Source organism: Limnothrix sp. FACHB-881 (assembly GCF_014698135.1).
GTDB lineage: Bacteria > Cyanobacteriota > Cyanobacteriia > CACIAM-69d > CACIAM-69d > CACIAM-69d.
The window spans coordinates 14,352-40,216 of record NZ_JACJSN010000015.1; the positions used below are offsets into that span (position 1 = coordinate 14,352).

24 protein-coding genes and 1 riboswitch are annotated in these 25,865 nt (G+C 53.5%); of the genes, 11 read left to right on the top strand and 13 right to left on the bottom strand.

Translation table 11 applies throughout. The features are described from left to right. Nucleotides 1–140: 140 nt before the first annotated feature. Nucleotides 141–325: riboswitch (guanidine-I (ykkC/yxkD leader) on the top strand. A 149-nt stretch (nt 326–474) separates the two neighbouring features. Together H6G52_RS13525 and hypA are read left to right on the top strand one after the other, a co-directional pair. Next, complete coding sequence (locus tag H6G52_RS13525; protein ID WP_099535192.1) at nt 475–1,653, top strand: agmatinase family protein; 1,179 nt, start codon at nt 475–477, stop codon at nt 1,651–1,653. 109 nt (nt 1,654–1,762) lie between these two features. Further along, on the top strand, nt 1,763–2,152 hold the full coding sequence (gene hypA, locus H6G52_RS13530) for a hydrogenase maturation nickel metallochaperone HypA (protein WP_190529004.1): 390 nt from the start codon (nt 1,763–1,765) through the stop codon (nt 2,150–2,152). A 182-nt stretch (nt 2,153–2,334) separates the two neighbouring features. Here the strand turns inward: hypA and H6G52_RS13535 are convergent, their stop codons facing one another. Next, entirely contained in the window at nt 2,335–2,481 is a 147-nt protein-coding gene (locus H6G52_RS13535; protein WP_190529006.1) for a hypothetical protein, read from the bottom strand. On the opposite strand from H6G52_RS13535, the gene hypB reads away from it, so the two are divergent. The 4 genes from hypB to H6G52_RS13555 all read left to right on the top strand — a co-directional run bounded on the left by hypB (nt 2,473) and on the right by H6G52_RS13555 (nt 6,341). Further along, entirely contained in the window at nt 2,473–3,201 is a 729-nt protein-coding gene (hypB, locus tag H6G52_RS13540; RefSeq protein WP_190529008.1) for a hydrogenase nickel incorporation protein HypB, read from the top strand. The genes H6G52_RS13535 and hypB overlap by 9 nt on opposite strands. A 211-nt stretch (nt 3,202–3,412) precedes the next feature. After that, the gene (locus tag H6G52_RS13545; protein WP_190529110.1) at nt 3,413–4,459 is read left to right on the top strand and encodes an ABC transporter substrate-binding protein; all 1,047 of its coding nucleotides are present in this window, start codon (nt 3,413–3,415) and stop codon (nt 4,457–4,459) included. Between the two features lie 70 nt (nt 4,460–4,529). Then, on the top strand, nt 4,530–5,387 hold the full coding sequence (locus H6G52_RS13550) for an ABC transporter permease (protein WP_190353990.1): 858 nt from the start codon (nt 4,530–4,532) through the stop codon (nt 5,385–5,387). 159 nt (nt 5,388–5,546) lie between these two features. After that, on the top strand, nt 5,547–6,341 hold the full coding sequence (locus H6G52_RS13555; RefSeq protein WP_190529010.1) for an ABC transporter ATP-binding protein: 795 nt from the start codon (nt 5,547–5,549) through the stop codon (nt 6,339–6,341). 83 nt (nt 6,342–6,424) lie between these two features. On the opposite strand, the gene H6G52_RS13560 is transcribed toward H6G52_RS13555, so the two are convergent. The 9 genes from H6G52_RS13560 to H6G52_RS13600 form a co-directional block, all read right to left on the bottom strand. Next, nucleotides 6,425–6,598 (bottom strand): hypothetical protein, encoded by a 174-nt coding sequence (locus H6G52_RS13560; protein WP_158234544.1) that lies wholly within the window; start codon nt 6,596–6,598, stop codon nt 6,425–6,427. A gap of 245 nt (nt 6,599–6,843) precedes the next feature. Further along, complete coding sequence (locus H6G52_RS13565; RefSeq protein WP_190529012.1) at nt 6,844–7,872, bottom strand: tRNA (5-methylaminomethyl-2-thiouridine)(34)-methyltransferase MnmD; 1,029 nt, start codon at nt 7,870–7,872, stop codon at nt 6,844–6,846. 38 nt (nt 7,873–7,910) lie between these two features. Further along, complete coding sequence (locus tag H6G52_RS13570; protein WP_099535178.1) at nt 7,911–8,273, bottom strand: response regulator transcription factor; 363 nt, start codon at nt 8,271–8,273, stop codon at nt 7,911–7,913. A gap of 615 nt (nt 8,274–8,888) precedes the next feature. After that, complete coding sequence (locus H6G52_RS13575) at nt 8,889–10,157, bottom strand: response regulator (protein WP_190529014.1); 1,269 nt, start codon at nt 10,155–10,157, stop codon at nt 8,889–8,891. A 224-nt stretch (nt 10,158–10,381) separates the two neighbouring features. Further along, complete coding sequence (locus H6G52_RS13580) at nt 10,382–10,924, bottom strand: chemotaxis protein CheW (RefSeq protein ID WP_190529016.1); 543 nt, start codon at nt 10,922–10,924, stop codon at nt 10,382–10,384. Between the two features lie 1,199 nt (nt 10,925–12,123). After that, nucleotides 12,124–13,059, bottom strand: coding sequence for an ornithine carbamoyltransferase (argF, locus tag H6G52_RS13585; protein ID WP_190529111.1), 936 nt, complete (start codon nt 13,057–13,059; stop codon nt 12,124–12,126). Between the two features lie 288 nt (nt 13,060–13,347). Next, nucleotides 13,348–13,839 carry a Crp/Fnr family transcriptional regulator gene (locus H6G52_RS13590; RefSeq protein WP_099535169.1) on the bottom strand — a complete coding sequence of 164 codons (492 nt, stop codon included), beginning with the start codon at nt 13,837–13,839 and terminating at the stop codon, nt 13,348–13,350. A gap of 275 nt (nt 13,840–14,114) precedes the next feature. Continuing rightward, the gene (locus H6G52_RS13595) at nt 14,115–14,780 is read right to left on the bottom strand and encodes a HEAT repeat domain-containing protein (protein ID WP_190353995.1); all 666 of its coding nucleotides are present in this window, start codon (nt 14,778–14,780) and stop codon (nt 14,115–14,117) included. 166 nt (nt 14,781–14,946) lie between these two features. Continuing rightward, entirely contained in the window at nt 14,947–15,564 is a 618-nt protein-coding gene (locus H6G52_RS13600) for a DUF3611 family protein (protein WP_190529018.1), read from the bottom strand. A 142-nt stretch (nt 15,565–15,706) separates the two neighbouring features. On the opposite strand from H6G52_RS13600, the gene H6G52_RS13605 reads away from it, so the two are divergent. Next, the gene (locus tag H6G52_RS13605) at nt 15,707–16,249 is read left to right on the top strand and encodes a cofactor assembly of complex C subunit B (protein WP_099535163.1); all 543 of its coding nucleotides are present in this window, start codon (nt 15,707–15,709) and stop codon (nt 16,247–16,249) included. A gap of 105 nt (nt 16,250–16,354) precedes the next feature. On the opposite strand, the gene H6G52_RS13610 is transcribed toward H6G52_RS13605, so the two are convergent. Further along, nucleotides 16,355–18,052: an AIPR family protein gene (locus tag H6G52_RS13610; RefSeq protein WP_190529019.1), complete on the bottom strand. Its 1,698-nt coding sequence runs from the start codon at nt 18,050–18,052 to the stop codon at nt 16,355–16,357. Nucleotides 18,053–18,158: 106 nt separating this feature from the next. Then, nucleotides 18,159–20,747, bottom strand: a complete 2,589-nt coding sequence (leuS, locus tag H6G52_RS13615; protein WP_190529021.1) for a leucine--tRNA ligase — start codon at nt 20,745–20,747, stop codon at nt 18,159–18,161. 152 nt (nt 20,748–20,899) lie between these two features. On the opposite strand from leuS, the gene H6G52_RS13620 reads away from it, so the two are divergent. The 4 genes from H6G52_RS13620 (at nt 20,900) to H6G52_RS13635 (ending at nt 23,874) form a co-directional block, all read left to right on the top strand. Continuing rightward, the gene (locus H6G52_RS13620; protein WP_190529023.1) at nt 20,900–22,105 is read left to right on the top strand and encodes a DUF262 domain-containing protein; all 1,206 of its coding nucleotides are present in this window, start codon (nt 20,900–20,902) and stop codon (nt 22,103–22,105) included. A gap of 5 nt (nt 22,106–22,110) precedes the next feature. After that, the gene (locus H6G52_RS13625; RefSeq protein ID WP_190529025.1) at nt 22,111–22,587 is read left to right on the top strand and encodes a HEPN domain-containing protein; all 477 of its coding nucleotides are present in this window, start codon (nt 22,111–22,113) and stop codon (nt 22,585–22,587) included. Nucleotides 22,588–22,714: 127 nt separating this feature from the next. After that, nucleotides 22,715–23,239, top strand: coding sequence for a Uma2 family endonuclease (locus H6G52_RS13630; protein ID WP_370567709.1), 525 nt, complete (start codon nt 22,715–22,717; stop codon nt 23,237–23,239). Nucleotides 23,240–23,244: 5 nt separating this feature from the next. After that, nucleotides 23,245–23,874, top strand: a complete 630-nt coding sequence (locus H6G52_RS13635) for a Uma2 family endonuclease (RefSeq protein ID WP_190529029.1) — start codon at nt 23,245–23,247, stop codon at nt 23,872–23,874. Nucleotides 23,875–23,901: 27 nt separating this feature from the next. On the opposite strand, the gene crtH is transcribed toward H6G52_RS13635, so the two are convergent. Continuing rightward, nucleotides 23,902–25,458, bottom strand: a complete 1,557-nt coding sequence (gene crtH / locus H6G52_RS13640) for a carotenoid isomerase (protein WP_190529113.1) — start codon at nt 25,456–25,458, stop codon at nt 23,902–23,904. Nucleotides 25,459–25,865 lie beyond the last annotated feature (407 nt).

Consider the following 25,865-nt stretch of genomic DNA (forward strand, 5'->3'; position numbering starts at 1 on the left):
CTTAATTGACTGGTAACCTTTGTTGTCATTTTGAGTTGTTATTTTGAGTTGCGATCGGGTTAGTTAATTTGCATCCCGTAGTGGGGGATACAACTTTTGGGTTGGCTTTTGCCTAGGGTATGTTTGAGGGTAAGCTAAACATACATGGCTTCTAGGGTTCCGGCAGCTTCCAGGTAATTCCAAAAGAATTTCAGATCGCTGTGACTGGTCCGAGAGAAGCAAGCTGATGGCTCAGTGGCATGACCAGTGGATTTATCCCCAATTCTCTGGCCTTGAAAACCAGCTTTGAGCATCAGCTACACGGCGGGATAAAAGCCCGGGAGGTCAAAGGCACATCGCGTGGATTGCCTGGAACCCCCGGGCTTTGTAGTTCGGATTTTCGGGAAGTTCGCGCAGGTGACCTCAGCCGAATGGAGCGATCGATTCGGCCCCATTTCCGTAGTCATTTGCAAACCCAAACCCCCATCGCGATCGATGAGTATTTTTGAACGTCCCAACTATCAGGGTGGCGAATCCGAAGCAAAACGTGCCTTGGATTTAGAAGCTCGGCTGCCCATGACCGGCTGGCAGCAGGAAGTAGATCAGGCCCTGCGGTTTGGTTTGGAAGCCGCCGACAGCATCAAAGACCGGACAATTTCGACCTTTTCTCGGGGAGAATTGCCGCACTATGCTGGAATTAATACCTTCATGAAAGCGCCCTATCTGGAAGATGTGAACCAGGTGGGAAATTATGACGTGGCCATTGTGGGCGTGCCCCACGATTCCGGCACAACCTATCGCCCCGGAACGCGGTTTGGACCCCAAGGAATTCGGCGCATTTCGGCTCTTTACACGCCCTATAACTTTGAGCTGGGCATTGATTTGCGGGAACAAATTACCCTCTGTGATGTGGGGGATATTTTCACAATTCCCGCCAACAATGAGAAGTCTTTTGATCAGATTTCTAAGGGAATTGCCCACATTTTTGCGTCGGGCGCGTTCCCGATTATTTTGGGTGGTGACCACTCGATCGGCTATCCCACAGTGCGGGGCGTTTGTCGCCATTTGGGGGACAAAAAAGTGGGCATTATCCACTTTGATCGCCATGTGGATACCCAAGAAACCGACCTCGATGAGCGGATGCACACCTGTCCTTGGTTCCACGCCACCAACATTCAGAATGCGCCGGCCAAGAACCTGGTGCAGTTGGGCATTGGCGGTTGGCAAGTGCCGCGCCAAGGCGTGAAGGTTTGTCGAGAACGGGCCACCAACATTCTGACCGTGACGGATATCACGGAAATTGGGCTAGACGCGGCGGTGGATTTTGCCTTGGAACGCGCCTTGGACGGCACCGATTGCGTTTATATCAGCTTCGATATTGACTGCATTGATGCGGGGTTTGTGCCGGGAACGGGCTGGCCGGAGCCGGGCGGGTTGCTGCCTCGGGAGGCGTTGTATCTGCTGTCGCGGATTATTCGCCAAGCGCCGATCTGTGGCTTGGAGGTGGTGGAGGTGTCGCCGCCCTACGACATCAGCGACATGACTTCCCTGATGGCAACGCGGGTGATTTGCGATGCGATGGCGAATTTGGTGCTGTCGGGACAGTTGCCGCGCCGGGAAAAGCCGTCCTATATCCATGAGGAAGCGCAGATTTTTGAGGATGGCTGGTCTTAGTTGCCCTGACGTTTTTGGGGACTGGTCATGAACTTCAGATATCTCGCCCAGTACCCGATATCTCAACCCAGTGCCAGACCTCTAACCCAGTTAAGGAATAGGTGCGCCCATGCATGAAGTCGATATGACCCGATCGCTCGTGTTGACGTTGCGGGATTGGTGGGAGTCCCAGCCCGATCGCCCGCAAATTTCGCGGGTACATCTGCGGGTGGGAGATTTCACCTGCGTGGAACCGGCGGGGCTGGTGTTTGCCTTCGATGCCTATCGAGAAGGGACATTTCTGGCGGCGGCGGAGTTGGTGGTTGAGTCGGTGCCGTTGGTGGCCTTTTGCCACGCTTGCCAAGCGGAATATCGGCCGGAGGTGGGGTTGCACTACGCCTGTCCCACCTGTGACGCGCCGATGGAGGATATTCGATCGGGTCGGGAGCTGAAAATTTCCCACATTGAATATCAGAACGCCCATCGGGAAACCCAAACCGATCGCTGGGCTGCGGCCTAGTGACGCTTCCGAGGGGATCGCTGCGGTGGCGGTGGCGGATCCCCTCCGGAGGGACGGCATTGAAACGGCTGATCCCAATCTGGTTTAACGCCAATCCACCCTGAGCGGCCGTTTCTGGCGATCTCGAATGCTGGCTATTGCTAGGTCTGGCTATTTTGGGGCGATCGGGCTTTTGATCCTGATTATTGGTTTTCCTTTTCATTGCCTGATTTCTTGTCATTTTCTTGCCTGATTTCTTGCCATTTTTTTGCCTGATTTCTTGCCATTTTTTTGTTGTTTTGCTGTCGTTTTGCTGTTGCTTGCCCTAGGAGTTGATCGCCATGCACCAAACCTTTGACGCGGCCTTGGAAATGAACCTGCTGCACGCGAACCAGGCGGGGGCAGACCACAACCGCGAGCATTTTGACGAGTGGGGAATCACTTGCCTGAATGTGATGAGCAGCCCCGGAGCAGGGAAAACCTCCCTGTTGGAGGCGACCCTGAGCGCGTTGCAATCGGAGTTGGCGATCGCGGTCATTGAAGGGGACATGACCACGGAACTGGATGCCGATCGACTGCGGCGGTGTGGCGTGCCGGTGGTGGCGATCAATACGGGGCGATCGTGCCATCTGGATGCGCGGATGGTTTCTGGGGGCATCCATCAGCTCAAGACGTTGGTGGATCCCCAAACGATCGATTTGGTTGTGGTGGAAAACGTTGGCAACTTGGTTTGCCCCGCTGAATTTGAGGTGGGTGAACATGCCAAGGTGGCGCTCCTGAGCGTCACGGAAGGGGAAGACAAGCCCCTGAAATATCCGGTGATGTTTCGGGAGGCCGATTGCTTGCTGATCACCAAAACGGATTTGGCCCCCTATTTGGAGGTGGATCTCGATCGAATCATGTCCAACGTGCGGCAAATCAACCCAGAGGTGGCAATTTTCCCGGTTAGCGCCAAAACCGGCGAAGGGTTAGCCGATTGGTTGAACTGGGTGCGCCAGGCCACGGGGCGATCGATCCAGCCGGCCACGACTCAACCGGGCGATCGGGTCGCCTCCCTGGCTACCGTCTAAAACCTTGCAGGGCAGTTCTTCGGAATTGCCCTGTGTTTTTTGGAGGGTAAGGATTGAGGCAATCTTGTTTGCTCAATTTCTAGCTCTGGAGCCGAGGGCCTTGAGTTCCCTCGTTTTGAGTCCCCTAATTTTGAATTTCTCATCTTTCTGTCCATTCACGAAAACCTCTGAAAGCCCCTGAAAGCCTATGAATGCCCTCAAGCTGAATGCCCTGAAACGTCGTCGATTGCTCAGTTGGTTGGGCTGTTTTTTGGCCGCCCTGTTTCTGTCTATTAGCTGTGCGCCCGCGCCTGACTCCGGTGGCAGTCCCAATGGCACCCCCGGCAGCACCACCACCCCGATCGTCCGAATGGGTTTTAGCGTTTGGCCCGGTTGGGTTCCTTGGCAGGTGACCCAAGAAGCCAAAATCTTCGATCAAAACCAAATCAATGTGGATTTGAAATGGTTTGACGGCTATTTAGATTCAATTAACGCCCTGAATGCGGGGCAGTTGGATGGCAATGCCCAAACCCTGAACGACACGATTAGTTCTTTGGCCGCTGGGGCCGATCAGGTGATTGTTTTAACCAATGACAACTCCACGGGCAATGACAAAATTATTGTCAGTGCTGAGATTAAAACAATTGCTGATTTGAAAGGAAAACGGGTTGCCGTTGAAGAAGGAACCGTTGACCATTTCCTATTGCTCTTGGGCTTGAAAAAAGCCGGCTTGGCTCCGGAAGATATTCAAATTCAGCCGTTGGAAACTGGCGCGGCAGCAGCGGCTTTTGTGGCCGGTCAGGTGGATGCGGTGGGCGTTTTTGCACCCTTCACCACGAAGGCCTTGGAGCGACCCGGCAGCCGTGAACTCTTTAGCTCTCGAGACTTCCCGGGAGCCATTTCCGATCACCTGGCAGTTAGCCGCAAGCTGGTGGATGAGCAACCGGCGGCTGTGCAAGCTTTGGTGGATAGTTGGTTTGCCACGCTGGATTACATTAAGCAAAATCCCGAGAAATCCTACAGCATTATGGCTCAACGGGCGGGAGTTTCCGTTGAGGAATATCGGGAATACGAAGCGGGAACCAAGATCTTTACCCTGGAGGACAATTTGAAGGCCTTCCAGCCGGGAAATGATCGCTCTTCGTTGGTGTTTGCTGCCCAAGAAATTTCGGACTTTTTAACCAGTTCTGGATTGGCAAAATCGAAGCCAAATCTGAACAAACTCTTTGACGATCGCTTCGTGAAGGCCTACGCCGCCAAACGCCAACCGGCAACCTAGGGCGAGCCTGTCATCTGCTGCCCGATCGCCCCTTTCATGGCCCTGCAAACTCACCCTCTTTCCTCAGACCATGACTTCCCATGTGCCCATTCCCCACAATCCGCCCCTAGTGCGCGATCCGGGGCCCGCTCGGATGCTGCGCCCCAGCACCTTTTGGACGATCGCCGATCCGATTCCGTCTCGGCTCAGTTGGTTGTTGATGGGGCTGTCGATCGGGGTGCCCTTGGTGCTGTGGTGGCTGCTGGCCAGCACGGGCTGGGTGCGACCCCTGTTTTTGCCCTCTCCGGCCCAAGTGGTGGGGGCGATCGGGCAGCTTTGGAACAGCGGCGCATTGCCCAAGGATATTCAATTTAGTTTGATGCGGATTTTGGGTGGGTTTGCCCTGGCCACGGTGATTGCAATCCCCCTGGGCACGTTGATGGGCACATTCGCCAGCATTCGATCGCTCCTGGAGCCGATCGTGGGCATTGTTCGCTACATGCCTGCCACCGCCTTCATTCCGTTGTTGATTTTGTATTTTGGCCTCGGAGAAGTGCCCAAAATTCTCTTGGTTTTTATTGGCACACTCTTTTTCAACACCTTGATGGTGATGGACTCGGTGAAGTTTGTCCCCAAGGAAATGATTGAAGCCACCTATACCTTGGGCGGCAACCGATTACAGGTACTTTTTCAAGTCATTTTCCCTTACATCACCCCCGGAATCATCGATACCTGCCGGGTGAATATGGCGGCGGCTTGGAACTTGGTGATTGTTTCGGAATTGGTGGCGGCTACGGAGGGCTTGGGGCGGCGAATTAGCGTGGCTCAACGCTTTCTGAAAACCGACGAGATTTTTGCGGGCTTGATTGTAATTGGTTTAATTGGCTTGGCGATCGATATTTTGTTTCGGATGTTTTTGCGCTTTTCCTGTCGATGGGCGGTGAAATAATCCCACAGATGAAAAAACAGTCATCCCTCGATCAAGCTAATTTGAACTGAGCGCGGAATCAATGGGCACAGTAATCGCTCGATCAAATTGATTGGAATTGATTGGAATTGAACGCGGAATTTATGAGCACGGGATCAATGAGTACGGAATCAATGAGCAATGCATCTAGAAGTCAAGCATTTGTATAAGCAATTTGTCACCCATCGCGGCCCGGTGGTCGCCCTCAAAGATATTAATTTGCATGTGGAAACGGGTGAATTTGTCTGTGCGGTGGGTGCGTCCGGATCGGGAAAATCCACCATGCTGCGAATTGTGGCGGGGCTGGAGCAACCCACGGCAGGGGATGTGTTGGTGGATGGGCAGCCGGTGACGGGGCCGGGAGCCGATCGGGGCATGGTGTTCCAAAGCTACACGCTCTACCCCTGGATGACCGTTGAGGAAAATATTGGTTTTGGGTTGAAGTTGCAGGGGGCCCCGATCGCCGATCGCTACGAACAGTCCCGGTACTACATGGATGTGGTGGGATTGTTGCCCTTTGCCAAGGCCCTGCCCAAGGAGTTGTCCGGTGGGATGAAACAGCGGGTGGCGATCGCCCGGGCCCTGGCTTCCCAGCCAAAGATTCTGCTGATGGATGAACCCTTTGGGGCGCTGGATGTGCAAACCCGCGAGTCGATGCAGGGGTTTCTGCTGGAGCTGTGGCGCAATACGGGCACTACTATTTTGACCATCACCCACGACGTGGAAGAGGCGGTGTTTCTGTCGCAGCGGGTCTATGTGATGAGTGCGCGGCCGGGCACGATTCGCCGAGAGTTATCGATCGAGCTACCGGCGGAGCGGGATGAGGCCCTGCGGCGATCGAGCGCTTTTCAGGACTATCGCTACCAAATTTTGGATCTGTTGCGACAGACGGAATCCGCCGCCCCAGAACTGACGGCCCCACCTCAGTCGGCCTAGGTTCTAGGCGACGGGGTGCGCTCTGGGCTAATTAATCCCCAAATTTGGGCAGGTTTGGGCAGATTTTGGCCGCCACACCATGTTCAAGACTCATCCACAATCCGAAAGCCCAGGATGCCCATGCCTAAAACCCCAACAAAGTAAACCATGACCGCCAGCACCGGACTCAGCTCCCACAGGAAATGCGTCAAGGCATAAAGCAGCGGAGTGAGCAGCAGCAGCGCCAAGAAAATTTCAGGAAGCTTCAAATAATCCATAGACCAGATCGTTACCTATCGTCGCAACGTCGTTCAACCAGACTAATGCAACTCTGTGGCGGATCAGGATTTCCGCACGGGTGTTGTTCGATTGTGCCAGTGGCTCTCTGGGGCTTGAGCGGGCTGGCGGTGAACTGATGGGTTAAATAACTGATGGGTTAAATGATTTTGGATATTTGGTGCAATGCCTGGTGCGATGAATGCCTGGTGTGATTAATGCTTGGTGTGATTAATGCTTGGCGTGATTAATGCTTGGCGCGACAATCGCCAAACCAGCGACGCTTCCAGCGGGATGTGGGTTCAAGGGGCGATCGCGCCTGTTCTTGGTTTTTGCGATCGAGGATCGTTGCCGCATCGTCGGTCAAGTGGGGATCGCGGTAGGGCACGGCGGCCTTGGTTTGCAAATGTTCTTGTTCTTGGGCTGAAAGGGGCGGTAAATCTAAGGGCACAAAGGCCGCCACAGTTCCCGGCCAGCGCCGGCCAAAGGGAACCGTAGCCCCCAATTGCAACCCCGCCGCCAATAGGGCCGATCGCACCGCCGCCGCGCAGGAATAGGTGGTCAAGCGGCCGTCGGGAGCCAAGCAGCGGCTCACCATTCCCAAAAATTCCACCGTCCACAGTTGCGGACAGCGGGGCGGTGAGAAGGGATCCAAAAACACCGCATCTGCCCGAAAACCCCGATCGAGGACGGGCCGTAAGGTTTGCCGCGCATCCCCCCACAGCAGTTGCCCGCGAAATTGGGGGGGTGATGATGGGCCGGTGATTAATTCCGGGGTGCTGAATTTTGGAGTGACCGAGGCCGGAGCCGGCCAAGCAGCTTGCCCCTGTTCTGCCAGATCGGTCAACAATTGGGCGATCGCCCCGAGGATGGGTTCCGCCAACCCCAACGCTGCCCCAGCCGATCGCGCCGTGGCCAACAGGTAAGGCAAAGCCGCCCTTGTGGCCACTGGATCCAGTTCCAGACCCACCCACTCCACCGCACAGGCCGGATTGAGGGCCCAGAGGGCGGTGAGGGCGGCCGCCGTGTTGTAGCCCAAGCCATAGCAGACATCCAGAATCCGAATCACCGGTTGACTGGTTGCCCGTTGGGGTAAATGGGTGGGTTCCACAAACTTACTCAGCGCCTCTTGCCAGGCCCCTTGGCGGCTGTGGAAGGTTTCGCCAAACCGCTCTGAGCGAAAGGTCACAGACCCGTCCGCTGTGGGTTCGATCGACAAATTGCCATTTTCAGCCGAAACCCAATCGATCGCCCCTTCAACCACCCTGGAATTCATCCTGCTCGATTACCGATTTCGCAAGTCAACGCAATCCGCTAGGGCACAAAGCGCCGCACCGTTTGCATCAGCTCATCTGGATCGACTGGCTTTCGTAAATAGGCATTGGCCCCCAACATCGTGCCCCAGGTTTTGTCTACGTCCGTTCCCTTCGTGGAACAAATCACAACGGGAATGCTTTTGGTGGCTTCGCTTTGCTTCAGTTGCCGACAAATTTCAAAGCCACTTTGACCGGGCAAAATCACATCGAGAACAATCAAGGCGGGCTTTTGGGTGTCCAAAACCTTCTGGGCTTCTTCCCCGCTGCCCACGGCCACCACCGTCAAACCAGCGTCTTGCAGATATCGAATCATCACGCCGCGATCGGTCGGGCTATCTTCAACAACCAAAATCGTTTGCATAGGGAGAAGGCTGAGAGGAGGAGTTTGAAAGGATGATGCTTCGTTAACTTGGAGTCAACCCTGAGCGTCAACTCCGAGTCAATTCGTCGTCAACTTGGGGCTAACTTGGGGCTAACGCTGGACTAATTCTGAGTCAATTTTCGGTCAATGCTGAGTCGAAAAACAGAGCCAATCCAACAGAGCAAACAGCGGTGAACAGAATAGATAGACTAAGCAGAAAAGCATTAGTCAAGCAGCAAATTTGAATTGCTAACGCTTGAATGGCGATCGACCCAATGATGATCGACCCTCATCCCAATTGGAGAGCAAATCTCCATCGTGCATTCTAAGCGTTTACTGCGAGGGGTCAAGGGATTGATTCACGATGGAAACCTGAGTCATTTCATGGCCCAGAATGGGGCGAGAATCGCGAACCTTCTGCCTTTTCAGGCATCGGAAATTGCTTGGCGGTGGAGTCAGCATGGGACATGGGGGGCGAAACAACAGCAAAAATCGAGGGGAGATGGGGGCGAGACCGTGCCAAATCGGTTCAAAAATTTCAAAAAACAGAGATTTCAGGCATTAATCGACCGAAAGTGCTGAAAAGCGAGCTTTTTGGCTCCAAATGAGCAATTTTTAGCCCGTTTTGGGGTTCAAGCTGGCAGCCGTTGCCCCAGCGGGACTATTCACCGGAGCGGTGGCGGCGCTCAGATATTTTTGAATTAGGGTCAAAATTTTTTCGGTTTCAACGGGTTTGCTGACAAAATCCGTGGCTCCCACCACTTTGGCCCTGACGCGATCGATGATGCCGTCACTACCGGTCAGGATGGCGATCGGGATATCCCGAAACAGGGCCACCCGCCGAATTTGGGCACAAATTTCGTAGCCATTGGCCACGGGCATAATCAAATCCAGAAAGATCAGTTTGGGCTTGCGCTCCAGCAGCACCGTGAGCGCCTGGGTGGAATCCTGGATGCAAAGGGGAACATAGCCTGCCTGTTCAATGATTTGGCTCATGGCTGCGCAAACCTGGGGGCTGTCGTCAATGCAGGCGATGGTGGCGGCGGTGGCGGTGGTGGCAGCGGCGGGGGTGGGGACTGTTTGGCGGCGATCGCTCGATCGACCGTTGCCCTCTGCTCCCGGCGTGGGAAGCACCACCAAGGATGGCAAGTCCTCGATCGGGTGCAGATCAATAATGTTGCGGCGAATATAGGGAACCAGCGATCGGGTAATGGTGGGCACGTCCTTCCGCATCAGCACCGCCAGATCACGGACGGTGCGTTGGCCATCGATCGCCAAGGCCAGTTTTTGATAAACCTCCGGGGCCAGCCGTTCCCGCAACTGATCCGTGCTGCGAATGGCCAAGGCCCAGTCGGGATGAAAATCACCCAGTTGGGCTTCTTGCCAAGCAGCCCAGGCCTGGGCCGCTTCCGTAATTGCCGCATGGCTTTTCACTGTCACCGAAGCCATCTTCAGCACGTCCAGGGGGTCGTAGGGTACTTCAGTTCCCACTTGCACCACGCCGCCGGTTTGCCAAAGCAGATCGAACACCGCTTCGGCAATCACCCCATTCACCACCTGGCAAAACAGTTCCTGGGACAGAACACGACGGTGCAACAACACCATCAACAAACTGTAGTTTTGGGCCGCAAAGGCATCCCCTTCCCGCAGTGCAAAGCGCTTTTGTTTGATGCTGGGACAGACGGCCTGCAACAGGCGCAGGGTGCGGCGGTTATCGCTTTTGCCGTCATCGACCCAAAACAAACGACCGAGACAGAAAAAGAATGACCAACGCTGTTGATTGCCTTTGGTGGGAACTAGGGTGATTTGGCCGGTGAACTGTTGTTGTCGATAGCGATCGAGCGATTCATTCAGGGTGTTGGGGGTCGCATCGTCTGGAGTCATGGTCAAAGTTGGGGTTGGCGGGCCAAGCGCACAGGGGCGATGTTATGGAAGAGTCACGCGGTTATGGTTGGTCTCATGCACCCGATCGAAATTGACGATCAGAATCGAAATTATAAAAATTATCGAAAATTAACGATTCAGATGGTCAAAATTGACGATCACGATTGATTTCACGATCGAGCAATGAATTGAGCTGGCGTTTGCCGGTCTGTTTTGCTGATGTTTCAACTGGCTGAGCCTGGGGAGCCGGAAGCTGTTGTGCCCATGACGGCGTTGGCTTGGTCGAGGGCCTGGGGCAGGCTGAGCAAGAAGAGGGTGCGTGGGGTGGTGTCTGGAGACAGCACGACGGCACATTGGGCCAAGTGAGCCAGGGGCGATCGCTCAAAGCGGGCCGGCAACGGCAGCACCTGATCGCGCGGCAGGTCGATCGAGTCCGGTGGCGAATCCGTGGGCAGTCCACAGAGCGTGTTTCCCGATCGGGCAATCACGAGAAATTGGCCCATGCCCTTGGGCGATCGTTCCGGATAATCCAACAGCAGAGCCAAGTCCAGCACCTGAATGAGCTGACTGTCGATGTAGACCAAGCCCGATCGACTCCAATCACCATTGTCCAGCGGCGGACAGTGCGTCACCTTCAGCACCACCGCCATCGGCAGCGCGAACTCATACCCACCGGAGCGAAAGCAAATGGCCCGAATGGTGGGTAACTCTCGAGCACGGGAGCGGCCGGAAGCCGCCGTGGGCCCCGTCAAATTAGTTGACAGCATCGTTCCGTTCTTCTCCGTTGCGCCATCGCCTTGGGGTCTAAAGACTCGATCGCCCAGTAGTCAACCCCCATCACCCGTCGCCCGATCGAGATTCCAAAGGAATCATGATCGATTGCGGCTTGGGCGATTGGTTGGATTGATCACGATCTTGACCAACGATTAGGAAATCCACCGCTAGCCCTCTCAAGTCAGGCAATCTTGAGTTAACCAATCCGGTCAACGTTGCTTAACTATTCACCCTACTTTTACCCTACCCAAAACAGCAATCAATTAAATCGCCTTTTGAGATAGAAATTTGCCAGCCCCTAGCCCTTCCTGGGCAGCTTGGGTTAAACCAGGAATCGCTCGCATTTGACCAGAATCTTGGCGTGAATGGGTTGACTGGTGAGCGCTTGGGATGGATCAGACTCCTACCGCGAACTGTTGAGAAAAGTCTGCGTAGTTTGATGTATGCAATGATGCCAACTTGACCATGATTCACCGAAAAACTAAGAAAGGCACATGCAAAACCAGACCTAAATGCTCAAAGGTAAAGTTTTGAAAATTGCAATGTACCCCAAAGCAAAATCGGCTGTGATGAATTATTGTGGCTGATTTTTTGGGCTGATCTCCTTGGAATTTTCCGCAACCATTTCTCCTCACTTTCGTAGTTGATTTGAATCGGTCAGCATCAACCAGCATCAACTGGGAGTAGCTTGGAGCGGTTTGGATTGATTTTTGCCTGATTCGGGCGAGTTTGTCAGAGCAAGCGATGAGCCTTTAAGTCCATTCTAGGCAGATTCTTGATCGAGATACAAGCACCGAGAACCGCGACAGAATCATGGCAAAATTTCAAAAAACCGTTGAAGATTGCACAAAATCAGCCAATAGTAACCGTATGGCTCCCTGAACCTCTGGGGAGAGGCCAGGGCAGCCCAGGACGAGGCTGGCGGTGCGGCCTCACGATCGACTCCAGCGCGATCGAGTGGGGCTGGGCTGGTCATCTCCGAGATTATTTCTGAATTTTAAGTATTAAAAATAACGTTAACTTTCTCCGGGCTGAGTCCTGTGAGGAAGTCGATCAACCCAGGGAGTTAATCGAGGCGATCGGTTGAAGCGATCGACCCAGGCGATCGGTTGAGGCGGTTAATCCGCCATGAGTCCACGGGGCTGCACCCCAACCGATCGGCCTCAGGATGTCATTCTCAGGATGTCATTTCCTAGGCATCGGGGCCCAAAATGCTGACCAATAGGGCTTTTTGCACATGCAGCCGATTTTCAGCCTGATCCCAAACCCGTGACTGAGATCCCTCGATCGCCCCATCGGTGATTTCCTCGCCCCGGTGTGCGGGCAAGCAATGGAGCACGATCGCCTCCGGATCCGCCTTTGCCAGCAGATCTTCATTGAGCTGATAGGGAGCAAATAGGCTCTTGCGGGCTTCCGCCTCGTCTTCTTGGCCCATGCTGGCCCACACATCGGTGTAGAGCATTTGGGCCCCGGCCGCCGCCGCGATCGGATCCGTGGTGACCACAACACTGGCGCGATCACCCGCCAACTCGATCGCCCGCTGCACCATTTGTCCATTGGGTTCATAGCCCGGCGGCGTGGCAATCCGCACATTCACCCCCGCCATGGCACAGGCCATCATCAAGGAATGGGCCACATTGTTGCCATCACCCACATAGGTCACCGTCAGGCCCGCCAAAGTGCCAAAGGCCTCCTGCACCGTCAGCAAATCTGCCAAGGCCTGACAAGGGTGGGCCAAATCGCTGAGGGCATTAATGACCGGCACGCCGGAATAATCCCGGAAGGTTTCCAAGTCCGCTTGGTCAAAGGTGCGAATGGCCATCACATCCAAGTAGCGCCCCAGCACCCGCGCCGTATCCTCCAGGGGTTCCCCTCGGCTCACTTGGGTCACCATCGGGTTCAGGTCAATCACTTGGCCACCCAGTTGATACATCGCCACCGTGAAGCTAACGCGGGTGCGGGTTGACGCTTTGGAAAACAGCAGACCAAGCACTTTGTTGCAAATGGGCGTGATCGTCCCAGCTTTGAGCTGTGCTGCCAGAGACAGCAACGCTTCTAATTCATCGCGATCGATATCCGCCAGACTCAGGAAACTGCGCCCTTTAAGTTGTGCTGGGATGGCATCCATAAAACGATATTCCCAAGAAATTTGGAGTTGGGTGATGGGGCTTGGTACGGGGCTGTTGTGATGGGGCGATCGGGCCAGGGCAAGCAGCCAACAGCCCAGGAGCCACGGCCAACCCAAGGGGCTGGCTCCTGCTGTGCCGTCACCAAGGGCCAGTCTCCCGATCGAGCCGCGTCCCGGAAAGCTCCAATCCTACTACTAGGCGTTGGTGGAAACAGCGTCGAAATGCACTGCTTTTCGGGGCTGTCATCTGAAATATGGACTGCGATCGCCTGTTTTGCGATTGCCGGTTTAAAGAAAACTCCATTCGCCAAAGAGATTGTGGGTTGTGCTTTGGATCTCCGCTTGGTGACCATAAAAGTCCACAACCTTTTGGGTCATGTGGGCGGCCCGCTCAGCAATGGTGGAAGCCAAATGGAGGGTCACGATGGCACAGGCCGCATCGCCGCCATAGAGCCGGGCCCGCAACGTGTTGAACCCAATGGCGATCGCGGAAACGTCCGTGGCTGTGGTCACATTGGCGGAACTCAGCTCGCCACTGAAAAAACTAATTTCGCCCAAAATCGTGGGAGCCGACAGCACATTCAGTTCCCGTTCACCCAAGTCAGTGTTTAAGGTGATGCGAACCTGACCGCTGGATAGGAAGAAGATGTGGCTGCCGGGTTTCCCCTGGTGAATGATGGTGCGATCGGCTGGGATGGTTCCCGACTGGCAGGAGGAGAGAAATCGCTGAAACTGTTCAGCGGTCAGGTCTCGGAATGCAGGAAAATCGCGAAAATTCATCTTCGCTCACTCGGCGGCCCCTGAAGATTTCCCATAGTCTATCCCGGGGGCCAAAGGGGCAAGGCTACGGTTGCGACCGTTCAATTGAGCGGTTTTTGACCCGCAGCCTGTGGATGGGCCAGTGGGCCTGTGGGTTGCGGGTCGTTAACTCGCTAGTTAATTTGCTAGTTAACTCATGGATGGTTAACGGTTGGTTGTTAACTCATGGATGGTTAACGAGTGGTGATTAACGGTTGGTGGTTAACGGGTTGCTAACGAAACGATCGCGTGCTGGGTCAGCCCTTGGCCGCCAACTGCTCGATCGCCCATTGGGCCCGCAGCCGCACCACGAGATCCGTATCAGCAGTCGCTCGATCGCGTAACAAACCTAACACGCGATCGCCCAGCGTCGGTTGCGATTGCGCCAGCCCCTCCAGCCCCGCGATCGCCGCATAGCGCACCACCCATTCCAAATCCGTTGCATTCACCGTCAAGACCGCCAAAACCCGATCGCGTGCCATTGGCACTTGCTCCGCCGCCATTCGTGCCCAACGCAACGCCCCCAACCCTTGGGCCGCCGCCCGCCGCACACTGGGGGCAAAATCCGTTTCAGCCGCCGCCAACAACAGTTCCAAAGCCCGAGGGTCGGCAATTTGGGCCAGCGCTCGCAAGGCCCAAGCCCGCGCCGTGTAGTTATAGCCATCCACCTGGGCCAAAATTGGCTCCACCGCCGTTTCCCCCAGGGCCACCAGCCCTTCCACCGCTGCCACCGCCGCTCCGGGGTTGTTGTATCCCAGCACGGCCATCAGGGTAGGAATCGCCGCCGGATCCTGGGCCGCCGCGAGCGATCGCACCGCGCCAACCATCTTGGCCACCGAGTCCGCCTCATCCACCGCCCGGATGAGTTGCGACAGATCAGGAGACAAATCCGAAGACAGCTCAGGGGAAGGGGCGATCGACATGGGTATAGCTCCGTTGGAATTGAGTAACTGTTGTTTTGAGTGACTGTTTTTTAAAAATTGGGATTTTTTGAAATTGGGATTTTTGAAAATTGGCTTTGAAATCAACAACTTGAAATCAACAAAGAGCCAATGGGGACGTTTTTAAGCCCCTTTCAGGGCGATCGCCTCAATCGCCGCTTGACCCAGCCTTGCTGATGCGATCGATCAACCAAAGATTGGCCGTCAAGTTGCAAAAATGGGCAAACATCCCGTGCGTGTTTCCCAACACCACAAACACATCCAACGCTTGAATAAAGCGACTCGGATCCACAAAACCCAAATTAAACGGACTGCTTTGCATCAATAGCTTATTCGTGAGCTGGCCCGTCACGGCCTCCGCCCCCACCAGGGCCAACCCCAGACCAAACAGATTAATCAAAACCCCCAGCCGGAGCCGCTTGAGGGTATCGGCCTTGGATGGTCGGGCGTTTTTCGGGGACTGGAGCCGCCGCGCATGTTGCGTGTTGGTGAAGGTGTAATAGATGCTGGCCAGCAAAGTCAGCATCGCCACCACGGCCACCGCCAACCCTCCGATCGAACCCGGGCCCGGCCCCACCGGAACTGCACCGGGCGTGGGGCTGGTGCGCGCAAACAGCATGGGCGTGGTCAGCAACAGCAGAATACTGCCGATCACCCCAAGAAAAATTTGGATCCAAAAGCTGATGGTGCTGGTGCGACCCATCAAGCGGGCAATGCGTTCAACTTGGCTAACCACGGTGGGCTGGGAGCGGACACGACTGATCACCTTAACATGCTCGATCGCGCGGCCCCGAGTCCGATATGCTGATGGGAGCTGGGTTTGTAACTAATTGTTGCAGTTGTTGCCAGAAACGCCACCAGCCCAGCGCCTTCCTCATACCCCATCGCCCCACATCCCGTCACTCGCCATGTCCAACGATGTCGTTGTCTCGTCCACGCTGTTCTTGACGGTGTTGATGTTAATCGGCCTGGTCTTCTTCATCCGCGCTTCCGCCAAAGACCGCACGGAACTGGCTTGCTACATCCCCGAGACCATTCCGGAAACCGAACTGCGTGATCGGCTCCGAGGCTACTTCTCAGGGCGATCGTATCGCTTGGTGAATCGGGATGCAGACAACGATCGCGTCACCTTTGAAGGCCTGGTGGCCGCCAGTCCCACCCTTGCCATTTTCCTTAGCATCCTTGCGGCCGGCGGGTTGCTTTGTCTGGGACTCGTTTTGTCCATGACCATTCCCCAAATCCAGAATGCTGGATTAGCCCTAGTCCTCCTGGCCCCGGCCGCCGGTTGGTTCTATCAACGCAAAGCCCAGCGCACCGAACAAGTGCAATTGCAGCTCGAAACCAATGATCAAGGGGCGATCGCCCGGCTCTGGGTCAAAGCCCACCGCGACGAACTCATCGCCCTCGAAGCGTCCCTCGGCCTCGAACCCACCCGACCCGCCAGCCACTAACCCAATCATGCAAAGCTGGGCTGGGTGCTGGGCAGAGCCAAAGAAACGTTTGGGCAACACTCAGCAATCGTCAAGGATGCAATTAACAATCGACTGAAACCCAGTCTAAAAGTCGGCTAACTGACTAATCAGATCACCCCTCCGAAAGGTTGCAGACAATTGCTGCAAAGAGAGGGCGGAAGCTGAATAAAGACGGTGAATTGCATCCTCAATATTTTTGACACTGCGATCAAAATATTCGGATCCCTGATTTTGAATTAGCTCCTGTACTTTAAAAAAGTGCTGATGATTTAAATCATCCACTCGCTGTAATTTCAAATCTTGTAAAAGATACTTCCCCATTTGCATGGCAATAAAACAAGAAGCATAACGCACAAAATCCGGGTCACTACTTGCCGGTTGGCGACGACGATGATCTGCAATCCTATACAGCAAAGTAGCACTTATAATCTGTGTGCCATTTAAGCTGCCAGTAAAAATTCGATTATAAAGTTTTCCAAAATGCTCACGAGTAGAAGATTTTGCCTGATGAGGGGCTTTTCTCCAAACAGCTAAAACGGCTGCGGCTGCTTCCGATGAAGTAATATCCTGCTGAGTTGGGCGCTCTGAGCTGCGTTTTCTTAAATAACGATAACCCAGTTGCGCAATATCCAGCTCTAATTGCGCTTGACGCTCATCATTTGCCTTCAGGTCTCTCAAATCAACCGGATTCTGGTTATTGGTAGCGAAGGTGATTTTCTGAACTAAATCAGTGTTGAAACTAGATAATTGATAAAGGCGAATCAAAATATAGGCATTCGCTGAGCGAGCCTGGTCGAGTGGTAGCTGCTGTTGTGCATTGACCCATGTTTTATAAATGGTCATGCAAGTTTGACCACCATTGATGATTTGTAGATTTTGAATCCGTACCTGATGATCACTACCTTGTAGAGTGTTGTATTCAAATTTATCGCAAATTAGCGTTAAACCATTGTTATAGAAATAGAGATAGCTGGCGTTGGTTTCAATGGTTTGGCGAATGCCGTCATTGACTCGATTGTTTTGGAGTCCCAAATATCGGCGAATATTACGCTCAAATAACCGCTCTCCATGGCGATCGACCAAAGTGGCAATCTCGCTAATGGCGACTCGCCCCACTAAGATGCGGTTGAATTCAATATCCTCAACCAGAATTTTTCCCGAAAGCTGGAGCGTATCATTAACGGGCTTCTTGGATTGCTGTAATTTAATCAGGCGATCGGGGTTGAGGTGCTCCCACTCCACTTGATCGCCAAATCCCGCAATTTGAATCAGGCGATCGGTCTGTTCATTCCATCGCAACCCGTTATTACAGGCGATCGCCCGTACTTGAGGAATATAGCCATCCCGAATCAGGCTTCTAATTTCTTCGACTTTGGCTTGGAGTCGGCGATTCAGGCTCTGATTTAAATTAATACTCGGATCAAATAAATACCGAATCGCATTAATTAAGCCCTTGATCCCTTCTTCGGGAAAATGGCTGGTTCCATCCAGTTTCTGTTTATATTTACCCTGGAACAGAGAAACCGTGAATTCACCATCCTGCTCTTCAGAAGCATAGATCGCATCCACTCCAAAATCTTGCCCTCCATCCACAATGCAATCAAGCGTGGCTAGGTCGTCAAGATCTAGGATTGATCGAACACATAGGTGGATGAAGGCTAAGGATTTCAGTCGCCCTCGATCGCCCTGTAAATTGAGATCGAGCTGTGCCTGCAACTCGGGTTTTAAGCGTTCCGCTAGGCTCTCGACCTGCTGATCAATAATCGAAGCCTTAATATCCATTGATCTTGACAAGACTTTGGATCAAACATTGTGGATCAAACAAAGATTGGATCGATCTATAGAGTCCGATCCAATCTCTATTCAAACTCAAGCGACTAGGCGATCGCTACACCACAAAATTCACCAGCTTGCCAGGGACGACGATCGCCTTTTTTACCTCCTGACCAGCAATGTGCTTTTGGGCCACATCGCTGTTGAGGGCGAGCTGTTCTAGAGTGTCCTTGTCGGTGCCTGCCGGGACTTGGATTGTGCCGCGCGTTTTGCCCTTGATTTGAATCACGATCGTCACCTCATCGGCCACCAACGCGGATTCATCCAAGGCGGGCCAAGTCGCCGCATGAACCGAGCCGGACTGCCCGATCGCCCCCCACAATTCTTCGGTTAAATGGGGCGCAAAGGGAGCCAGCAACAACACCAGGGTTTGAATCCCTTCCGCAAAAACCGGCGTGGTTTTGTTGGCGTAGTCGTTCAGGGCGTTGCTGAGTTTCATCAACTCGGAAATCGCCGTGTTCAACTGATAGTCTTCGGCCAAATCTTCCGACACTTCCTTGATGGCGATGTGGATGGCGCGGCGCAGGTCTTTTTCGGCTTTTGGATCGGGGGCGATCGCCTCGCCGGCCTGGGCTTCCAGGGAGTTGCTGACCAACCGCCACACGCGATTCAGGAAGCGGAATTGCCCTTCCACATCCGCATCGTCCCACTCCAAATCCTTCTCCGGCGGCGCTTTGAACAGCACAAACATTCGCGACGTATCCGCGCCATATTTGGCCAGCACGCCCTCGGGATCAACACCGTTGTATTTGGACTTGGACATTTTTTCGTAGACCGACACGAGCGGATCGCCCGTGGCCGGGTCTTTCGGCTGGCTGGGATCGCTGAAGTCCACATCGGCCGGGGCGATGTATTTGCCCGTGGTCGGGTTTTTGTAGGCCATGGCTTGCACCATGCCTTGGGTCAGCAGGCGGCTGAAGGGTTCATCGAAGTTCAGCAAGCCGCGATCGCGCAGCACTTTCGTGAAAAAGCGCGAGTAGAGCAGGTGCAAAATCGCGTGCTCAATGCCGCCCACGTATTGATCGACCGGGGCCCAAGCGTTGGTCTTGGCCGGGTCGAAGGCGGCGGACTCGTTGCGCGCGTCGGGATAGCGCAGGAAATACCAGGAGGAATCGATGAAGGTGTCCATGGTGTCCGTTTCCCGCTTGGCTGGTGTGCCACAGGTGGGACAAGGCACGTTCACCCAGTCGTCCAGCTTGGCCAGGGGCGAGGGGCCGCGCCCGGAAAACTGCACATTGCTGGGCAATTCCACCGGCAATTGGTCATCGGGTACGGGCACTGCGCCGCAGTTGGGGCAATGGACGATCGGGATCGGCACACCCCAATAGCGCTGGCGGGAAATCAGCCAATCCCGCAGACGGTATTGCACCCTGGCTTTGCCCCAGCCTTGGGCCTCGGCAAATTCGGTGATTTTGGCCTTGGCTTCGGAGGAAGGCGTACCGTCAAATTGCCCCGAATTCACCAACACGCCCGTTTCCGTGTAAGCCGCCGTCAGGTCTGCGGCCTCGGCCGACGCGCCCGCTTCCGGTACGATCACCACCTTCAGGGGCAAGCCGTTGTTTTTGGCGAATTGGAAGTCCCGCTGATCATGGGTGGGCACGCCCATCACCGCGCCTGTGCCGTATTCGTAGAGCACGTAATCGGCAATCCAAATCGGAATTTCTTCGCCGGTAAAGGGGTTCAGCGCCGTGCCGCCCGTGGGGATGCCGCGCTTGGGTTTGTCGTCGGCGGTGCGATCAATCTCGCTTTGAGCCGAAATTTCCTGCACGAAAGCTTCCACGGCTGACTGGCGATCGGCCGTCGTCACCTGTGCCACCAAGGGATGCTCGGGGGCCAACACCACGTAGGTCACGCCATAGACCGTATCGGGGCGGGTGGTAAAGACGGTGATTTTGGTGTCGGCCAGGGCGGCATTGCCAACGATCGGGAAGTCCAGCAAGGCTCCGGTGGATTTGCCGATCCAGTTAGCCTGCATGGTTTTCACCCGTTCGGGCCAGCCGGTCAGCTTGTCCAAATCCGTCAGCAATTGTTCGGCGTAGTCGGTGATTTTGAAGAACCACTGACGCAGCAACCGTTTTTCGACCAACGCGCCCGATCGCCAGGATTTGCCCTCGCTGTCTACCTGTTCGTTAGCCAAAACGGTTTGGTCGATCGGATCCCAGTTCACTGTGGCTTCCTTTTGATAAGCCAACCCAGCGGCGAAAAATTGCAGGAAAATCCACTGCGTCCAGCGGTAATAGTCCGGGCGGCAGGTGGCCACTTCCCGCTCCCAGTCGTAGGAGAGGCCCAAGCGCTGAAGCTGACCCTTCATTTGGGCGATGTTTTGCTCCGTCCAAACGGCAGGATGCACGCCCCGATCGATCGCCGCGTTCTCAGCGGGCAAGCCAAAGGCATCCCAGCCCATCGGGTGCAACACCTGGTAGCCCTGCATCCGTCGCACCCGGGCGATCGCATCGGTGATCGAATAGTTGCGGACATGGCCCATGTGCAAATTCCCTGAGGGGTAGGGGAACATGGACAGGGCGTAAAACTTTTTGTGCTCCTGGGGGCGATCGGCTAGGTCAGGCGTGCGATCGGCGTTTTGCTCGGCCCAAACGGCTTGCCACTTTGCTTCGATTTCGTTGGGGTTATAGCGAGCGTCCACGGCGATCGATCCTCCTGGGGGCAACGGTTGGCGATTCTATACTGTATCGCAACTCACTGGCCTCACTGGTTTCAACCCGCTGTCTCTGGGGGGCGGTGCTATGATCGCTAATAGTTCACGATGCATAGATTGGTTTCAAACCATTAAAAACTATGGAAGCTAATCTTGTCCCCTCAGAACCAGTATTAGACGATCAAGTTCTAGAAGAAATTTCTGAGGCTAAATCTGCCAGCTCAAATGGAAACTCAGAAGCTGACATAGAAGGTGATGTTGATGATGGAGTTCCTCCTACCTACTATCCAATAACTAGCTATGGCGCAGATTACCCTATTGATGGATTAGTCAAGAGGCTAAATCGAGGCGACATTATTATTCCAAAATTTCAGCGATCATATATTTGGAAAATCGATCAAGCTTCTCGATTAATCGAATCCTTTTTACTTGGACTTCCTGTTCCTGGAGTGTTTCTAGCTCAAGAGAACGGAACTAATAAGTTAATTGTTATTGATGGTCAGCAAAGACTAAAGAGCTTGCAATACTTTTACAATGGTCAGTTTCCTGAAAATCCTGGCTCTGATCGTTATGTTCCTTTTATGCTATCGGGTAAAATTTCTCCTCATTTTTTAGGTAAGACTTACGAAACACTCAGTGCAGTTGATCGACGAAAGCTCGATGATTCAATTATTTCTGCCACCATTGTTCGACAAGAAGGAAGCATGTATGAAGACAATGAACAGGCTAGTATCTACCAAATCTTTGAGCGACTAAATGCAGGGGGGAGTCAGCTATCTTCTCAAGAGGTTCGAGCTGCTGCCTATCAAGGAAAGCTTAATGAACTCCTATCCGATTTAAATGGATATGAGCAGTGGCAGAAAATTTTTCAAGGCAAAAAGTCAGCAATTATCCCAGACTTAAGTAAAAGAATGAAAGATCAAGAATTGATTCTCCGATTCTTGGCACTATATTTTGATTTACAAAATTACAAAGAATCCATGAAGGACTTTCTAAACTCTTTTATGGAAACACATCGTTCTCTCGATAAAGGTTACACTGACTTTCAAATGAAGGTAATCTTTACAAGAACAGTAAATTTGGTGTATTCCAGCATTGGAGAAAAAGCCTTTCGCCCTCGACATGCTCTTCATGCTGCTGTGTTTGATGCAGTTATGGTTGCATTAGCGAAGCAACTGGATAAATGTCCTATTCAGGACTTAGAGGCTCTAAAAGAAGCCTATGAGAACTTGTTGTCTAGTGAAGAGTTTCGGCGAGTTAGTATCGATTCCAAGCAAACGACGAGTTCTGAAAATGTTCGTAAGCGAATTGAACTGGCAAATCTGGCTTTTGAGAATATTCCCTAGTCACCATGCCATCATCATCCTATCGAAACTTTCATCAGGGAAAAGATCGCATCGATTCGTTAATTCAGCGAGCAAAGTCAGTTGACAATTTACAAATCCAGAGCGATTTAGCTTGTTGCATTTGTGTTCGTATATCAGGACTGATCGAGACGACTGTTCAGGAATTTTATATTGATTATGCAGAGTCAAAGGCAGCCCCTACTGTAGCGAAATATGTCAGCCATAAATTGAGGCGCTTCCAAAATCCTGACATGAATAGCTTAAAAGAATTAGCCAAGGAATTCAGTGAAGAATGGAGTAAGGAATTAGAAAACATAGATCAAGAAATTCAAAACGCGGTTACGAGTATCGTAAAAACTAGACATAGCATTGCTCATGGTGCTGATCAAAGAATCACCTTGGGAAAGGTTGAAGCATATTATCAGCAAGTAATAAAAGTTCTGCTAGTCATTCAACAACAATGCGATATTATTGAGGGCTGAATTAATACTTTGGGCTAGTAGATTTTTCGTTCATAGGATTATTGCCATGCTCCCTTCAAGATCTGTCGTTACCCAATCTACTCACGATCTCCCTCTTGAGCATCCGGCTTGCACCGATGCGGAGTTTATGGCGTTGGGACGCGACGGCCATCGTCATGAATGGGTTAATGGGAAGCTAATTGATATGGGTAATTCTGGTGCCAAGCATGGGTACTTAGCGATTATTTTGAGTGCGGCTTTGTTTACGGTGGTGGCGGCTCAAAAGTTGGGCGCGTTGTTTGATTCCAGCACTGCCTTCAAGATGAAAAATGGCAACAAGCGATCGCCCGACATTTCTTTCTTTGCCAAGGAGCGGCTTCAGGGATTAGATGACTTACCGATCGGGTTCTTGGAGGGTGCGCCGGATCTGGTGGTTGAAATTCTCTCGCCGACCAATACGATCGAGGAAATTGACGAGAAACTCATTGAGTATTTTGAAAATGGTGCTCGACTGATCTGGGTGATTAATCCGCGTCAAAATCATGTGTTGGTGTATCGATCGGCAACAGAACCCGATCGCCTCCTGAAGTTGACCGATCGATTAGACGGCGAAGAAATCATTCCTGGGTTTTCGTTATCCGTTTCTCAGCTTTTTCAGTCCCGTTCTTTTTAGAGCTGATGACTATTTTAGTGGCCGGTAATTTACCTACTCTGCCCCAGGCTGGACGATCGGATCAGCGGTTGCTGATGCCGGGAATCAGTTGGCAGCGCTATAGTCATTGGCTTGATCACTTGGGGGATGAATCGGGCTTACGGCTGTTGTATTTGGATGGGATCCTCGAAATTTTTATGCCGTCGCCAGAGCATGAATTAATCAAAAAGGCGATCGCCCGATTGCTGGAACGCTATGCCGAAGAAGTGGAAATTGATCTTCATGCCTATGGCTCCACAACGTTTCGGCAATCATCGAAGGCGGCGGGCTTAGAACCCGATGAATGCTATTGCGTTGGTATGCTGAAAGCCCAGCCGGATTTGGCGGTGGAGGTCAACTTAACTAGTGGTGGGCTAGACAAATTAGCGATCTATCGGGCGATCGGGGTGCCAGAGGCCTTGATTTGGCAAGACCAGCAACTAACGCTCTATAACCTGCGGGGGGATGAGATCCAAATTGCCGATCGCAGCGCATTTTTTCCCGCTTTGGAAATTTCGCAGTTGGCACAATTTATTCAGCCCCAAAATCAACCGGCGGCGATTAAAGCCTTTGTGAATTGGGTGCGATCGGGAACTGAGAATCCAAGGGCAAATTAGCGCCAGGGAATGGATTGGGTTTGGACTTTAAACCAAGCCCAGGTCGGCCGCCACTCGGTGAGCACAGGCGAACCCGGAGAAAGCCACCGCGTTGAGGCCTTGGCCAGGAAAAGTGCTGTCGCCCACGCAATAGAGATTTTTAACGGCGGTGCGGTTAAAGGGCATGGTGAGCAAGCCGGGAAGCTTGCGCCGGGGGATCGGCCCATAGGAACCATCCACTCGGCCCAGGAAGCGGCGGTGGGTGCGCGGAGTGCCAATTTCGATGTAGTCGATCGCCGCGTCTAACTGAGGCACGATCGGGGCGAGGCGATCGCACAGTTCTTGTGCTCTTTGTTCCTTTTGAGCTTGGTAGTCTTCGGGGCTGAGATTGAGCCAATCGCTGATCCAGCAAGGGGTAAACACATGCAGGATGTGGTGATTGGGCGGGGCCAAGTCTGGATCAAGCAGGGTGGGAATTGATACAAACACCGTGCCGTAGGCGGCTTCCATCTGTTCCCAATCCTTGACTAGGATGTGGTGGCAGTCTGTGCCAGCGGGCAGGGCATCGGCGCGCACACCCATGTGGACGCTGAGGAAGCTGGGGGATTTTTGATAGCGCTCTTGCCAACGATTTTCGTCCAGGGGTTGATCCCGATCGAGCAGTTGGCCGAAGGTATCCCAGCGGGTGGCGTTGGAAATCACCCGTTTGGCCCGCAACAGTTCGCCCGAAGCGAGCTTCACACCCACGGCGCGGCCCCCTTCCGTCACAATTTGGGTCACCCGTGCTTTGTATTGAATTCGGCCGCCGTGGGTTTCCAGCCCATCCACCAGCTTTTGGGCAATTTGACCCACGCCGCCTTTGGGATAGTTAATGCCGCCGTAGTGGCGATCGCTGAAAACCATGCCTGCGTTGATGGCTGGGGTGAGATCCGCCGGAACCACTGACCAGCAGTAGCATTCGATATCAATGAATTTCAGTAGTTCCGGATCGCTGATGTAGCGTCGGGCGATCGCCCCGACATTTTGGGGTAAATATTTCACCAAGCCCAAACAGGCCAAGGGATTTTGGAAAAAGACCCGCATGAGGTAGCGCAGTTCTTCGAGCGACAGCAGCTCCATCGCATTCAGACAGTTAAAGATCGTCCAGCACTCGTCATAAAACTGGCGAATGCCTTGGCGCTCGTGGGGGAATCGATCGCCCAATTCCTGCAAAAACTGTTCGTAGTCCCGATGTACTTTCACTTCCAACTGGTTGGGAAGGTGATAGTGAATTTGCACGGGGTCAGGAATGGTTTCGATCGTTTGGCCCACCGCTGCCAGAGCGCGGGTTAGCAAGTTGGTTGTGCCCTGTTGCCCAAAGCCAAAAATCATCGATGCGCCCACGTCGAAGCGGTAGCCCTCGCGCTCAAAATAGCCAGCGCTGCCGCCAGGGATGAGGTAGCGCTCTAACACCAGCACCTTGGCTCCCTTGGCGGCCAATTGGGTGGCCGTGACCAATCCGCCAATGCCGGAACCAATGATGATCGCATCCCAATCACGGGGTGAGGGATCGGTTTGCAGGGCGGTGGTGGTCGGGGCGATCGAGGGCTTATCCACGGCGGTCATGGCGACGGAAAGGGCGAAACAGCAACGGCAAGGCCCAGGGGCGCGGCCATGTTTGAGTGTAGCGTTCTCGTTGCGCGGCTCCAACCCGATCGCCCAGAGATGCCGCTGCTGCTGGTTTTCTCGGGTCGATCGGGCAATAGGTTCAACGCAATCACCCAAAGCGATCCATTACCCAAAGTGATTAATCACCCAATCCATTACCCAACGTGAATGCTCTGCTGAATTGCTGGGCGTTCAAGGATTCTGGTCATTCAACACCGGAGGCCGATCGGGGTGTTGCCTCTGGGGCATTGTGGAGTCGATCGTGGTTGGGGTGTGCCAACGGTTTTTCAGGATTTATTGCAAGAGTTTGTCGATCAAGGTGGAACCTGAATCGCCGGGCTGGGTTGAAGTGATGGGGGCGATCG

Coding starts and splice junctions, on each gene's coding strand:
- H6G52_RS13525 (WP_099535192.1), top strand. CDS start 475: ATGAGTATTTTTGAACGTCCCAACTATCAGGGTGGCGAATCCGAAGCA.
- hypA (WP_190529004.1), top strand. CDS start 1,763: ATGCATGAAGTCGATATGACCCGATCGCTCGTGTTGACGTTGCGGGAT.
- hypB (WP_190529008.1), top strand. CDS start 2,473: ATGCACCAAACCTTTGACGCGGCCTTGGAAATGAACCTGCTGCACGCG.
- H6G52_RS13550 (WP_190353990.1), top strand. CDS start 4,530: ATGACTTCCCATGTGCCCATTCCCCACAATCCGCCCCTAGTGCGCGAT.
- H6G52_RS13555 (WP_190529010.1), top strand. CDS start 5,547: ATGCATCTAGAAGTCAAGCATTTGTATAAGCAATTTGTCACCCATCGC.
- H6G52_RS13560 (WP_158234544.1), bottom strand. CDS start 6,598: ATGGATTATTTGAAGCTTCCTGAAATTTTCTTGGCGCTGCTGCTGCTC.
- H6G52_RS13565 (WP_190529012.1), bottom strand. CDS start 7,872: ATGAATTCCAGGGTGGTTGAAGGGGCGATCGATTGGGTTTCGGCTGAA.
- H6G52_RS13570 (WP_099535178.1), bottom strand. CDS start 8,273: ATGCAAACGATTTTGGTTGTTGAAGATAGCCCGACCGATCGCGGCGTG.
- H6G52_RS13575 (WP_190529014.1), bottom strand. CDS start 10,157: ATGACTCCAGACGATGCGACCCCCAACACCCTGAATGAATCGCTCGAT.
- H6G52_RS13580 (WP_190529016.1), bottom strand. CDS start 10,924: ATGCTGTCAACTAATTTGACGGGGCCCACGGCGGCTTCCGGCCGCTCC.
- argF (WP_190529111.1), bottom strand. CDS start 13,059: ATGGATGCCATCCCAGCACAACTTAAAGGGCGCAGTTTCCTGAGTCTG.
- H6G52_RS13590 (WP_099535169.1), bottom strand. CDS start 13,839: ATGAATTTTCGCGATTTTCCTGCATTCCGAGACCTGACCGCTGAACAG.
- H6G52_RS13595 (WP_190353995.1), bottom strand. CDS start 14,780: ATGTCGATCGCCCCTTCCCCTGAGCTGTCTTCGGATTTGTCTCCTGAT.
- H6G52_RS13605 (WP_099535163.1), top strand. CDS start 15,707: ATGTCCAACGATGTCGTTGTCTCGTCCACGCTGTTCTTGACGGTGTTG.
- H6G52_RS13610 (WP_190529019.1), bottom strand. CDS start 18,052: ATGGATATTAAGGCTTCGATTATTGATCAGCAGGTCGAGAGCCTAGCG.
- H6G52_RS13620 (WP_190529023.1), top strand. CDS start 20,900: ATGGAAGCTAATCTTGTCCCCTCAGAACCAGTATTAGACGATCAAGTT.
- H6G52_RS13625 (WP_190529025.1), top strand. CDS start 22,111: ATGCCATCATCATCCTATCGAAACTTTCATCAGGGAAAAGATCGCATC.
- H6G52_RS13630 (WP_370567709.1), top strand. CDS start 22,715: ATGGCGTTGGGACGCGACGGCCATCGTCATGAATGGGTTAATGGGAAG.
- H6G52_RS13635 (WP_190529029.1), top strand. CDS start 23,245: ATGACTATTTTAGTGGCCGGTAATTTACCTACTCTGCCCCAGGCTGGA.
- crtH (WP_190529113.1), bottom strand. CDS start 25,458: ATGACCGCCGTGGATAAGCCCTCGATCGCCCCGACCACCACCGCCCTG.